Origin of the sequence: Bacillus cereus group sp. BfR-BA-01383 (assembly GCF_022663495.1) — a bacterium.
In the GTDB taxonomy this organism is placed as follows: Bacteria; Bacillota; Bacilli; order Bacillales; family Bacillaceae_G; genus Bacillus_A; species Bacillus_A cereus_AU.
This window is the reverse complement of sequence record NZ_JAKUFP010000018.1, coordinates 1-13468: the sequence shown is the minus strand read 5'-3', so window position 1 is coordinate 13468 and position 13468 is coordinate 1. Positions and strand designations below refer to the sequence as shown.

Sequence of the window (13468 nt, the reverse complement as noted above, 5' to 3'; positions counted from 1 at the left end):
AAGGAAGTTAGGTGGGGGAATTGTTAGAGTTAAAAGGTAACTTGTTTGAAGTTATGAAAGAAATTAGGGATGAGTTAGGTTCGCCTAATGATTTAACAATTAGAGAAGTTGCTCTTGCTGGTAGTTTTACACGCTGTGCTGTCATTTTTTTATGTGGGTTAACAGACAAGGATAATGTTTATAAATATGTAGTTCGTACGCTTCAATATGAAGAAATAGAAAAAGAAGCAGCTGTTGTTCAAACGTTATTGGATCGTTTTATTTCTATCGCAGAAGTCGGTATGAAGACAACGTTTCCGGATATTATAAATGCAATTCTAGCGGGAGACACAGTTATATTAATTGATAATATTCAAACGGCTATTGTTGTTAACAGTAGGGCTTGGGAGAAAAGAAGTCTAGAACCTCCAGTGACAGAAGATTTAATCCGTGGACCGAGAGTTGGATTAAATGAAGATATTAATGTGAATAAAATGCTAATTCGCCGTGGTTTACGTGATCCGAAGTTGCGGTTTCAATCTTATATTATGGGGAAGCGATCACAGAAAGAAGTAACCCTAGTATATATAGAAGATATTATTAACCCTTATATTGTAAAAGAACTAGATCGGCGCCTTCAATCAATAGTGACAGATGTTATTTTTGAAACAGGTACGATTGAACAATTAATTCAAGATAATAATTTATCGCCATTTCCACAGTTTTTGAACACAGAAAGGCCTGACAATATTGTGGCCTCATTAGCGAAAGGAAAGGCGGCTATTTTAGTAGACGGATCACCGTTCGCTCTTATTGCACCACTCGTATTTGTTGATATTTTTCAATCGGTAGAAGACCATTACGAGCGTTGGCTGATTGGGACGTTATTGAGAATTTTACGAATGGTTTCTGGTATTATGGCGGTTTTGTTACCGGCGATGTATGTAGCGCTTGTCTCATACCACCAAGGGCTTATTCCGTCTAAATTGGCCTATTCAATTGCTGGAGCGCGAGAAGGGGTTCCGTTTCCAGCGTATATCGAAACATTAATGATGGCATTAACGATGGAGTTAATACGAGAGGCTGGAATTAGATTGCCAAAGCCAATGGGGCAAACGATTGGTATTGTAGGTGGTCTTGTAATTGGAGAAGCGGCGGTGAATGCTGGGATTGTGAATCCGTTTTTAGTCATTATTATTGCAGTTACTGCAATTGCCACATTCTCACTGCCTGTATATAGTATTACGATTACGTTTCGGATTTTACTTTTTGTCTTTGTATTTGCTGCGACAGCCTTTGGATTATATGGGATTATTTTAGCGCTTATTGCACTTACTGTTCATATTACGAATTTAAAAAGCGTTGGTGTACCGTATACAACTCCGATTGCTCCTGCATTTTATAAAGACTGGAAAGAAGAACTTATTCGTATGCCAAAATCGATGTTGAAAGAGAGACCGGAATATTTACAAACGAAAGACTCTACATTGCGTCCAAAGGAGCGAGAATAATTGAAACCATTTGAGTATGGCGATGAAGAAATTGGATCTCGGGAACTTGGTTTTGCGGTATCGTCAACAATTATTGGTATAGGTGCACTATCTATGCCACGAGATATTGCTATGCAAACTTTATTTTCAGATGGTTGGATTATTTTGCTTCTTGGTGGATTGATATGTGCATGTTTAGGGTGGTTTGTAACAAGGGTAGCTATTTTATTCCCAAAACAAAATTTTGTTCAATATACGAGTGCGCACTTGACAAAGCCTGTTGCATACACGATTAGTATCATTTTAGTGTTAACCTTCGCTGCTTTGACAGCATATGAATCCCGAAAGATTGCGATTATTTCACAAACTTATTTATTTAGTGATACACCAATACAATTGTTATCCTTCTTTTTCTTATTAGTTGTGGTTTATGGAATTGCTGGATCTAGGGCTGCTTTATTAAGGTTAAACGTTTTGTTTTTACCTATCGTTTTAATTGCGATAGTACTGCTTTCCTTATTAAATGTGAACTTAATGGAAATAGATAATTTACTACCGGCTTTTCAAACGGGCATCACTCAATATGCTGTAGGAGTTAAAAATTCTATTTTTACGTTTATTGGATTTGAGGTAGCTCTGTTTTATGCTGTGTTGTTGAACGATAAGACAGCGAAAAAAGCGCCAATGGCAGTTGCAAAAGCAGTGATGGTAAACGTGCTGTCGTACATTTTAATTTATTTAACTTGTATTAGTGTTTTTACATATATGACAACCCGTGGATTAACATATCCAACAATTGAATTAGGGAAAGAAATTGAAATTGGAGGAGGTTTTTTAGAAAGGTTTGATGCGATTTTTTTTACGACTTGGATTATTACTATTTATAACACGACCGCAATGTATTATGACGTAGCTTCTTTGTTGTTTTGTGCTATGTTTCCGAAAGTGAAGAAGCATATTTTCATTTTCGTCAGTGCACCAATTATTTTTATGGTGAATATGCTACCTGGTAATTTGAATACTTTATCGAATTATGGGACATATTTAGCTTGGATTGATATGGGTTTTATCGTGTTAGTACCTTTGCTTGTTCTCATTGTATATAAAATCAAAAGAAGGAATGGTGGAAATGAAACACCTTCTTAAAATGATGATAGTTACGGTTTTAGTTGGATTTATGAGCGGCTGTTCTGAATTAGAAGAGATAGAAGAAAGAGGGTTTGTAGTAGGTGCAGCCTACGATATTGTGAAGGAGAAGAAATCGAATCCGATTATGAAAGGGACGTATCAGATGGTACTTCCCAGTAAGTTAACACAGCAAGGTGGACAAGGGGATGGAGACGGCAAGAACTATATTAATGTTAGTGCGAAAGCGGATAATGTTTTTGAGCAAATACGAATTATCGCTAAAAAAATTAGTCGTTCTTTATTCTTTCCACATATACAAGTGATAATTTTTTCTAAAGAATTACTTTCGAATTCATATGTTTTACAAAATACGTTAGATGTATATATTCGCGATCATGAGATGAGAAGAAATATTCGTTTGTTCGTTTCTGAGAAAAATGCAGAGGCGATTTTAAAGCAAAGTGCAAAGCCTGAAAACTTACCAGCACAGTACATTGATATGTTAGCTGAACATCCTCCGAAAAATGCTCAAATGATTGAAGCTGCAAGAATTGGTGAAGTGCAGGAAAAAATGATTGCAAACCAGAGCTTTGCGTTACCGATTCTAGGGTTAACAAAACAAGGGGTGCAAATGGAAGGTGCAGCTTTATTTCGTGGAAAGGATAATAAGTGTGTGGGAAGCCTGAGTGGAGAACAAACATTAGGAATGAACTATATAATAGGTAAAAAAATTGGAGGTTTTTTTACCATCCGTAAAAAGGATCAACTTATTACATATGAAATTCATAAGATGCGTCGAAAAATTAAAGTATCTACGAAAAATGTTACAAAACCGAAGTTTGATATTCATTTATCTCTGGAAGGGACTTTGGCTGAGTTGCATTTTAGTGATCATAAACAAGTTATGAGCGAAAAGAAGTTAAGGGAAGATATTTCAAAGGAAATGGAGAAGCGGATCCAAAAATCAATTAAGCTTGTCCAAAAAAAATATAAGGTAGATGTATTAGCGTTAGGAGAAGTGTATAAACGGCATAACTATAAAGAGTGGAAAAAAATAAGTAAGAATTGGGATCAAGGCGAAAATTATTTTAGTAATGCTGAAATTACCGTTCATGTTCATCCGACAATTGAACATTCAGGTTCGGCATTACCGAAGAGAGTGAAATAAGGTGATGTAAGTTGTTTACTGGATTGGGAATTAGTTGCACGATATTAATGGCGGTTCTTCCGGGAGCTATATACTTCATTCATAAAAAAATTACAACGTATGGAGCACAGCCTTGGAATACTGATGTGCAAAAAAAGAAACCTGAATAATTTCAGGCTTCTTTTACGCAAAGCATATGTGAAGGGGGATACCTTCACATATGTTTTGTTTATACAAGCCCTAACCAATGTACCAATTGTGTAGAGAGGAATGTAACAACAATGGCAATTACGGTAGGGATTGCAAACGATAAAAATGTCCATTTTGCACTTTTTGTTTCTTTATATATGTTAACTAGTGTTGTTCCACACGGGAAATGAAGAAGTGAGAACAGCATTGTGTTTAATGCTGTTAACCAAGTCCAACCATTTTCTAAGAATAGATTTTTAATTTGGTTAAAATCATCTATCTCAGTTAAAGCACCAGTTGATAAGTAAGACATTAATAAAATTGGAATAACAATTTCATTAGCAGGTAATCCGAGAATGAACGCTGCTAGAATGAAACCGTCTAGGCCTAACATTTTAGCGAATGGATCTAGGAAGTTTACAAAATGCATAAGTAAGCTTGTGTCACCGACGAAAATATTAGCGAGTATCCAAGTTAATACAGCCGCGGGTGCAGCTACGATTACAGCTCGTTTTAAAACATATATTGATTTATCGAGTGTTGAACGCACAATCGTATTCCAAATTTTAGGTTTACGGTATGGTGGTAACTCTAACGTGTAGTGAGTTGGAACGCCTTTTAGAGCAGTTTTTGATAAAACCCAAGAAACAGTTAAAGTTACAATAACGCCAATTACAACCATTCCAACGACAACGCCAGCAGTAACAAGTGTTTGCATGCTGCCTGTATATCCAGCAGCCATAAATAATGAGGCCATTAAGATTAATGTAGGCCAGCGTCCATTACATGGGACAAAGTTGTTTGTTAAAATGGCAAGCATACGCTCACGTGGTGATTCGATAATACGTGTTGACATAATAGCGGCAGCGTTACATCCAAACCCCATTGCCATAGTTAAAGATTGTTTCCCATGCGCGCCAGAGCGTTTAAATAAACGATCCATGTTAAACGCAACGCGTGGTAAATATCCATAGTTTTCTAATAGGGCAAACATAGGGAAGAAGATTGCCATAGGTGGTAACATAACGCTAATAACGGCTCCTGTACCACGGAATAAACCAAGTATTAAAACGCCATGTAGCCATTCTGGTGCATGCATTGCTTGGAACCAAGATGTTAAATATCCTTCGACCCAGCCGAAAAATTCAGCAATCATCTCGGATGGCACGTTAGCGCCTGCAATTGTAAGATAAAATATAATTGATAAAATACCGAGCATAATTGGAAATCCCCAAATTGGAGATGTGAAAATTTTATCTAGTTTTTCAGAACGATACAATTTATCAGTATTTGTATATTGAACAGATTCTTTACAGATGCTCGCAGATGTTCGATAAATATCTCCGACAATATCATCTCGTATATCTTCTTTTGAAAGTGTTTGAGCGTGTTGAATAATATAGTCTAATGGAAGAGCTTTACTGGCTGAGTGAGATTCCATTGATTACGACCTCCCTTACAAGTGGTTCGTTATGGTGTTTTTGAAGTGAAGTTAAGAAATTTCTATCTCCATCTAATATACGTAATGCAATCCAACGTGCTGGATACGTATCACCGAACACTTTATAAATTTGTGGTTCTAATTCCTGAATCATATTTTCGATTTTTTCGCTATAAGTAATTTTAATTGGTGTTGGGATTAGTTTTTTATTTGCTACTTTCGCGATGACACTTAGTAAATGACCAATGCCTACTCGGTTACGAGCGGAAATTTTAACTACAGGTACACCGAGTGATTTTGCTAATTTCTTTTCATCAATAACGATTCCCTTTTTCTCGGCTTCATCAATTAAGTTAATACAAATGACTACGTTGCTCGTCATTTCCATCACTTGGAGTGCCAAATTTAAATTTCTCTCTATAGCAGTTGCGTCTATAACAACTACAGTTACTTCTGGTTTTTCAAATATAATATAATCTCTCGCTACTTCTTCATCCGCAGAATTTGAATATAGTGAGTAAGTTCCAGGTAAATCTATTAATGTATATTTACTTCCGTTATGTTCATATTCCCCTTCAGCTTTTAAAACAGTTTTGCCCGTCCAGTTTCCAGTATGTTGTTTTAAGCCTGTTAAAGTATTAAATAATGTACTTTTCCCGGTATTCGGGTTGCCAGCTAAAGCAATACGATGTTTGCTCATCTGAAATCATCTCCTATTAATACCCCGAAAATAAGGGAGCTTTCTTCTTTACGCAGTGCGATAGTTGTGTTGCTTACTTGATAAGCGACTGGATCTCCAAGTGGACTGCGCTGTAATACTTTAATCGTTGCCCCAGGGATAAACCCTAAATCTAATAAACGTCGTTTCATAGTTCCTTCTAATTGTATCTTCTCAATTTGTACAAATTCCCCTGTGCTAAATTCGGAAAGAGGTTTAGTATTAGCCGATGCCATAAAAGTTACCTCATCTCTATATTTTTAGTTTTAGTTTAAAAAGTTTCCTTAGGTAAACTTTTTGTTAGTAATATAGTAGACTACATCGGATGATGCTGTCAATTAGTACTTTAAAAATATTCAATTATTTTTAGAATTGTTCCAATTTATTTAGTTGTACTAAAAAATATTACTGAAATTTTTTTTAATGTAAATAAAGTAAGAGTGTAAAAGTTGAAAAATATAAAGGAATTGTAAATATAATTTTAATCTAAAGGGCAAAATAAAGAAAAATATTTACATTGGATTTACATTGTTAAGAATAAATTTACAATACTGCGTGGTTAGTGTGGGTTTTGTTGGCTGTTTTAACTGTAAATGTTGGAATGTCTAGCTTTTACGGGATGTTATCTCTATTTACTTAAACTTAAAAATTGCTTAACACTCACATAATATTGTTGTCCTACAATGAATTTGTGTTCGAAAGAAAATGAATTCGAAAAGTGATAATCCAAATGGGGGTACAAGACATGGTTATGAAAAAAGGTATTAAATTTTCTTTAGCAGCTTTAGTTATGGCAGGTGCATTAGTCGGATGTGGGAAAGCAGAAAGTACGGATAAAGAGGCTGCTAAAGGAAGCGATAATGCAAAACAAGAATTATCAGGTACGATTGCAGCGGCTGGTTCTACAGCTCTTCTACCTCTTGCGGAGGAAGCTGGAAAGAAATTCATGGAGAAAAATTCAAAAGTTTCTATTCAAGTTCAAGGTGGCGGTAGTGGAACTGGGATTAACCAAGTAGCTTCTGGTGCAGTACAAATTGGTAATTCAGATGTTCCATCTGGAGATAAGATAAAAGATGCTGAAAAAGCAAAAGAATTAGTAGATAACAAAGTTGCGGGTATCGCATTCGCACTTGTCGTAAATAAAGATGTAAAAGTGGATAACTTAACAGTACAACAAGTACAAGATATCTTCACTGGAAAAATAACGAACTGGAAAGAAGTAGGCGGAAAAGATGAAAAAATCAACGTAATTAATCGTCCAGCTTCATCTGGTACACGTGCTACATTTGAAAAAACGGTTATGAAAGACGCGAAAATTAATGACGGAACTGGTACAACACAAGATTCTAACGGTGCGGTAGAGCAAGCGATCAATTCTACGCCAGGCTCAGTAAGCTATTTAGCAATGTCTTACATGGTTGGTGATAAAAAAGGTGCACTACAAACAGTTAAAATTGATGGTGCTGAACCGAAAGTTGAAAACATTTCGTCTGGTAAATATCCATTCTGGTCTTACGAATATATGGTAACAAAAGGTGAAGCGAAAGAAGCAACAAAAGCTTACATTGACTATGTAAAAGGTAAAGACTTTGAAAAGCAAGTAGAAGATATGGGTTACATTCCAATGTCTAAATTAAATAAGTAATTAAATTTATGGGGCTGGCTGAAAGGCCAGTCCTGTTCATTTCAATCTGTGAAGTGGGGTCTGTCCTGTGATGAAGGGGAAAAAACAAATTAATTACGTAAAAAGTGAATATATAGGAAGATCACTTGTTACGTTTTGTGGTATTTTAATTGTCTTAATTACATTAGCTATTATTGCTTTTATTTGCGGTAAAGGAATTCAATCTTTTACGCAAAGTGGTATCTCATTTACTGAGATGTTAACATCGACAAAATGGAATCCAAATGCTGACGAAGGAAGCTTCGGGGCTTTGATTTTTATTGTAGGTTCAACAGCGGTTTCATTAGGTGCGGTTATTATTAGTGCGCCGATTGCTATAGCTCTTGCTATATTCATGAATTTAATTTCGCCGAAGTTTGGAAATAAAGTATTGAAGCCTGTTTTAGAATTATTAGTTGGTATTCCTTCAGTTGTATACGGATTATTAGGGGTCACGATTTTAGTTCCGTTATTACGTGATTCATTTGGGGGAGTAGGTTTTAGTTTAATTGCAGGTATTATTGTACTAAGTATCATGATTTTACCTACTATTGCTAGTATCGCTTCTGATGCAATACGCTCTGTTCCGTTTGATTATTTAGAAGCTTCTTATGGTCTAGGATCAACGAAATGGCAAGCGGTTAGCCGAGTAATTGTTCCTGCTGCTAAAAAAGGGATTTTAACAGGTATTGTTTTAGGTTTAGCACGTGCTTTTGGTGAAGCGTTAGCGGTTCAAATGGTAATCGGAAATACGATTAAATTACCAGAAGGAATATATAGTCCAACAGCAACGTTAACAGGTATTTTGACAATGGATATGACAAATACATTGAACGGAACTGCTTGGAACAATGCGCTATGGACTTTAGCGATGATTTTACTTGTTATTTCATTCCTGTTTATTTTAGTAATTCGAGCGATTGGGCAAAGAGGTGAGCGATAATAATGAATGCAAGAACGGTAAATAAAATTTGGACGGGTATCTTTTATGCAGTTGCGGCTTTAGTTGTAACGCTGCTAGTGTTCTTAGTGTTTGAAATTTTACAAAAGGGATGGGGATTTTGGGATCCTGATTTCTTGTTTGGAGAACCAAGCAATACAAGAGCGGGTGGTGGAATTGGTCCGCAGTTATTCAATTCCTTCTATATGCTTGTTATAACGCTCGTTATATCTATTCCTCTTGGGTTAGGTGCTGGAATATATTTAGCCGAGTATGCAAAACAAGGGCGGTTTTTAAGTTTTGTTCGTTTATGTATTGAGACAATGGCGTCTTTACCTTCTATTGTTGTTGGTTTATTCGGTTTGTTAGTGTTCGTTACAATGACAGGTTGGGGATACACTGTAATAGGTGGTGCTCTTGCTTTAACTATTTTAAACTTACCAGGTTTAACACGTGTTTGTGAAAATGCGATTTCAGAAGTTCCTCATAATGTAAAAGAGGCAAGTCTTGGATTAGGTGCAACAAAGTGGCAAACGATCGCTCGTATTATTATTCCGTCATCATTACCACAAATTATTACAGGGATTATTTTAGCGGCGGGTCGTATATTCGGGGAAGCGGCAGCATTAATTTACACAGCGGGTTTAACATCTCCAATTTTAAATTCAGCAGCGGATTTATCGAGCCCTTCGCATCCTTTAAATCCATTTAGACCAGCTGAAACGTTAGCGGTTCACATTTGGAAGTTAAATTCTGAAGGGGTTATCCCAGATGCAAAGTTAATTGCGACAAAATCTGCCGCTGTATTAATTATTATGGTATTACTATTCAATATCATTTCACGTTTTATAGCATCTGTATTACACAAGCGTTTTACAGGAACGAAAAGAAAAAGTAAAACGACGAAAAAAGTAAAAGCGGCATAAGTTGTAAAGAAGAACTCTCTATTTATAAGTAGGGAGTTTTTTATATAGAAGGAATGGATGATTATATTGATGGGTAGAAAAAAAGGCGTTATCTTCGTTCGTGAAGATAACGCCTTTTTGCTTTAAATATCGGGTGTTTCTGTAGAGGTGCTTATTTTTCTACGAGAGCGCCTTTTTCTCCCGATTTTATCTAATAGTTCATACATAACGGGAACGACTACTAACGTAAGAATCGTTGAGACTGCCAAACCACCAATGACAACGACGGCTAGACTTTTTGATACCATACTGCCTGCCTGGGATTGGCCGAACAGGAGTGGTAGCATAGCAACGATTGTTGTAATGGCTGTCATAATAATTGGGCGTAATCGAGTGGAACCAGCTTCTAGTAAAGCTTCTCTTGTTTCCATGCCGTGTTCCCGATTTTGTTGCACTCTTTCTATTAATACAATAGCGTTTGTAACGACGATTCCGATTAACATTAATGCACCGATCAAGGAATTTATATCAACAGGTGTTCGTGAAACGATTAACCCTAAAATACCGCCGACAGCAGCTAATGGCAAGGAGAACAAAATTGCAAAAGGAGCGCGCGCCTGCCCGAATGTAATGACCATAATTAAATATACAATCCCGATTGCAATTCCCATGATTTTGAATAGATCTGTAAAGTTTTCTTGCATAGATTCAGTGGCACCAGCGATATTTACTTTTGCGCCGCTAGGTAAATCTAAGTCAGTTATCGCTTTGTTTACTTCTGCGCTTACTTGGCTTAAATCTTCATTTGAAGCTTCTGCGGTAATTTGAATTGTTTCTTTCCCATCTTTATGGAAGATTTCTGTTTGAGTTTGTTTTTCTGAAATAGTCGCGATGTCTTTTAAAGGAATTGGTCCGTTAATAGGTGATAGTATGTTTGTGTTTAAAATATCTTCTTGTTTATTAATGTGTTCCTTTTTGTGTTCTATCATAATAGTAGTTTTTTCATTATTGATTGAAATTTCACCAATAGGTGATTTCTTCATAAGGAATGCTACTTGTTGAGCAGCTAATTCTGGTGTTAAACCTAGTTGTTCAGCCTTTGTTTGATCAATATGAATTTGCCATTCTTTCTTAGATTCTTCTAAATTCGTTTTTACTTTAGATAGAGCATCCATGTTCTTTAGTTTCGTTTCAACGATGTTAGCAGCCTTTTTTAAATTCGCTTCGTTAGTAGCTGTTACGTTAAATTGCAGATTGTTGCCACCGCCAGAGCTTGAATAACTCGTTTTTATATAATCGAGTTCGGCGGGCTCAAAAGCCTTTTGCTCTTTTTTAAATTCTTTAATATATTGATCGATGTCAGAACCTTTTTTGAAGACTACAAATATACTAGCAAGATTATTTTTAGTCGTTTGCCCCCATTGTGCATCTTCTGCGCTTGATCCCATTCGTAAAATAACATCTGTGACATCAGAATTAGAGAGTAGTTTTTTCTCGAAATCAAAGGCTTTTTGTTTTTGAGATTCAGAATCATAATCGGCTGGAAATGTCATATTAACGGATAGCATTGTATCGTCTTCAGACTTTATGTTCGCTTTTGGTAGTACTATGTAGGCCGCGATTGATCCTGCAAATAATAAAAAAGAAGTAAGTAGAATGATAAATTTATGAGAAAGAGCCCATTTTAATGTAGCGACATATCGTGGTGAAGAACTCGTCTTGCGATGCTTTGTTTTTTTGAGTAGTAAAAAAGCCATAAGTGGAACAACTGTTAGTGCAACGATTAAGGATGATAGAATAGAATATACAACTGCTAATACCATAGGTAACATTAATTTTCCGATTACTCCCGATGCGAGACCGATAGGTAAAAAAACAGCGACTGTTGTTAAAGTAGAAGAGGTAATTGCAACGGCGACCTCTTTCGTTGCATCTAGAATGATATCTTTAGAGAAAGATTCTTTTTGTAAACGGCGGAAAATATTCTCTATGACAACGATACTATCATCGACGAGACGTCCAACTGCAACGGCTAAACCACCAAGAGTTAAAATGTTAAGTGTGATGTTAGATTGATGTAGTAAAAAGAGTGTTAATAAAATAGATAATGGAATACTGACGACAGCGATGAGTGTCGTTCGGAAGTTACGTAAAAAGATTAAGATAATTAGAGTTGCAGCAATTGCCCCCAGGATTACTTCTTTCCCCATACTAGTAACAGCATTTTCGACTTGCTCGTGAGTTGAGGCTAAAAGTTTAATAGAAAACTGATCTTTATATTCCTTGCTTATATCCTTAACCTTTTTATCAATTTCTTTTCCGATTGTCACCGCGTTTTTACTCGGCTCTTTCATGATGACTAATCCTGTTCCTTCTTCCCCGTTTATATGCGAGATTGTATCGTAATGTTGTTTTAGTTCAACTTGAGCGACATCTTGTAATTTTACTTGTGGTGTAATGGTGATGTTTTTAATGGCATTTACATTTTTTATATCTCCGATGACGCGAAGATTGTATTCGTCGTTATTAACGGTAATCGCTCCAGCGGGAGTGGAAGTTTCTTTTCCTTGTAAAACTTTTAGTACTTGCTCTGATGTTACATTTTTATCTTTTAATTGGTTAGGGTCGAGTAAGATGGATAATTCGGAAGTTGACTTTCCGAAATACATGACATTGGCAACGCCATCAATGCTTTCGAGTTGTGGTACGATTTCTTTCTCGATTTGTTTTTCGTCAGCTTTTGAAAATCCGTTTTGTTTTTGGATGGTAATTTGAGCGAGTGGAATCATAGAAGTATTTAATTGGCTAACTACAGGCTTAGTCACATCTTTAGGTAATTTAATCGTATTAATTGCTTTTTCGACTTCACGTGCCGCGTCTTTCATATTTGCCTTAGATGTATATGCAATGTCGATGCGTGATAATCCCTCGTGTGTGGAAGAAGTGATGCCATCAATATGTTCTAAATTACGAAATTGTTTTTCAAGGGGATCAGTTACGTCCTTGGTCATCGTTTCAGCATCGAGCCCTTGAGATAATGTCGTGACAGTTATTGCGGGGTTATCGATGCTTGGTAAAAATTCCATAGGTAATTTAGAACCGGAATAAACGCCGAGTATGGAAATGAGAAAAACCATGATGATAATAGCAGCGCGGTTTTTTAATGAAAACTTTGTTAACCTATCCATAAGATAATTCCTCCATTAGTATTTATAGTTTTGTGGGCACTTTCTTACTATATAACAAAAAATGGATATCTTTCATTAATTAAATGTAAAAAAATTCTAACAATAATCTTAAGTTAATGTTTTTGTTGAGATTTCATTATTTGTAGAAAGTGAAATGGCGGATTGGAGAGGCAAGGAAAGTGTTCATTCGAGTTGCTTTTTAATGTGTGAGGGATTCGTTTCTTACGGCTAATTTATATCGTTAGTCTATAGAGAGGTAAATGATTATGAACTTTAATATAGAAGAGAATGAAAATCTAGGAGGTTATTGTGAAATACAATTTGGTTGATCTGAATGTGTTGGTATACAATTAAAATACCTGTTTTCAGTAGAAAGGATAAGGAGTCCTTCTATAGAAGAAAGCAGGATAGATTATTTTTTTGTATTTTTTTATAAAAAGCACTTGTTATTTCAAAACCATGATGGTATATTAATAAACGTCGCTGATGCGGAAACGCAGAAAACGACAAAAAAGAAATTAAAAAAACATAGTTGACATCGAAAAATGAAGATGTTAATATGATGAAGTCGCTTTTGAAGCGGTGGACAAGTTCTTTGAAAACTGAACGAAACAAACAACGTGAAACGTCAATTTTTATTTTTAGATGCTAGACAAACTAACTTTATTGGAGAGTTTGAT

Annotated in this window: 11 protein-coding genes; 7 read left to right on the top strand and 4 right to left on the bottom strand. The window is 35.9% G+C overall.

All coding sequences use genetic code 11. The annotated features are described in order from the left end of the window. Nucleotides 1-11 precede the first annotated feature (11 nt). From gerLA to MR065_RS16750, 4 genes are read left to right on the top strand one after another with little or no spacing between them, the layout of a single operon-like run. Nucleotides 12-1490, top strand: coding sequence for a spore germination protein GerLA (gene gerLA, locus MR065_RS16765; protein ID WP_242214458.1), 1479 nt, complete (start codon nucleotides 12-14; stop codon nucleotides 1488-1490). Beyond that, a complete protein-coding gene (locus tag MR065_RS16760) occupies nucleotides 1491-2615 on the top strand; it encodes an endospore germination permease (RefSeq protein WP_242214457.1) in 1125 nt (374 codons plus the stop codon). Continuing rightward, nucleotides 2599-3765, top strand: coding sequence for a Ger(x)C family spore germination protein (locus tag MR065_RS16755; protein WP_242214456.1), 1167 nt, complete (start codon nucleotides 2599-2601; stop codon nucleotides 3763-3765). Before MR065_RS16760 ends, MR065_RS16755 begins: the two co-directional genes overlap by 17 nt. A gap of 11 nt (nucleotides 3766-3776) precedes the next feature. Beyond that, nucleotides 3777-3914, top strand: a complete 138-nt coding sequence (locus MR065_RS16750) for a hypothetical protein (protein ID WP_000493986.1) — start codon at nucleotides 3777-3779, stop codon at nucleotides 3912-3914. A 59-nt stretch (nucleotides 3915-3973) separates the two neighbouring features. Here the strand turns inward: MR065_RS16750 and MR065_RS16745 are convergent, their stop codons facing one another. From MR065_RS16745 to MR065_RS16735, 3 genes are read right to left on the bottom strand one after another with little or no spacing between them, the layout of a single operon-like run. Continuing rightward, complete coding sequence (locus MR065_RS16745; protein ID WP_097905237.1) at nucleotides 3974-5374, bottom strand: nucleoside recognition domain-containing protein; 1401 nt, start codon at nucleotides 5372-5374, stop codon at nucleotides 3974-3976. Then, on the bottom strand, nucleotides 5352-6074 hold the full coding sequence (locus MR065_RS16740; protein WP_242214455.1) for a FeoB small GTPase domain-containing protein: 723 nt from the start codon (nucleotides 6072-6074) through the stop codon (nucleotides 5352-5354). The genes MR065_RS16745 and MR065_RS16740 overlap by 23 nt, the downstream gene beginning before the upstream one ends. After that, nucleotides 6071-6328 carry a FeoA family protein gene (locus MR065_RS16735; protein WP_242214454.1) on the bottom strand — a complete coding sequence of 86 codons (258 nt, stop codon included), beginning with the start codon at nucleotides 6326-6328 and terminating at the stop codon, nucleotides 6071-6073. The genes MR065_RS16740 and MR065_RS16735 overlap by 4 nt, the downstream gene beginning before the upstream one ends. 509 nt (nucleotides 6329-6837) lie before the next feature. Here MR065_RS16735 and MR065_RS16730 point away from each other — a divergent pair. The 3 genes from MR065_RS16730 (at nucleotide 6838) to pstA (ending at nucleotide 9621) form a co-directional block, all read left to right on the top strand. Then, the gene (locus MR065_RS16730) at nucleotides 6838-7737 is read left to right on the top strand and encodes a phosphate ABC transporter substrate-binding protein PstS family protein (protein WP_242214453.1); all 900 of its coding nucleotides are present in this window, start codon (nucleotides 6838-6840) and stop codon (nucleotides 7735-7737) included. 70 nt (nucleotides 7738-7807) lie between these two features. Then, nucleotides 7808-8698, top strand: a complete 891-nt coding sequence (gene pstC, locus MR065_RS16725) for a phosphate ABC transporter permease subunit PstC (RefSeq protein WP_242214522.1) — start codon at nucleotides 7808-7810, stop codon at nucleotides 8696-8698. 2 nt (nucleotides 8699-8700) lie between these two features. Then, nucleotides 8701-9621 (top strand): phosphate ABC transporter permease PstA, encoded by a 921-nt coding sequence (gene pstA, locus MR065_RS16720; RefSeq protein WP_242214452.1) that lies wholly within the window; start codon nucleotides 8701-8703, stop codon nucleotides 9619-9621. A gap of 122 nt (nucleotides 9622-9743) precedes the next feature. Here pstA and MR065_RS16715 read toward each other — a convergent pair whose 3' ends face one another. After that, nucleotides 9744-12788 carry an efflux RND transporter permease subunit gene (locus MR065_RS16715; protein WP_242214451.1) on the bottom strand — a complete coding sequence of 1015 codons (3045 nt, stop codon included), beginning with the start codon at nucleotides 12786-12788 and terminating at the stop codon, nucleotides 9744-9746. Nucleotides 12789-13468: the final 680 nt, after the last annotated feature.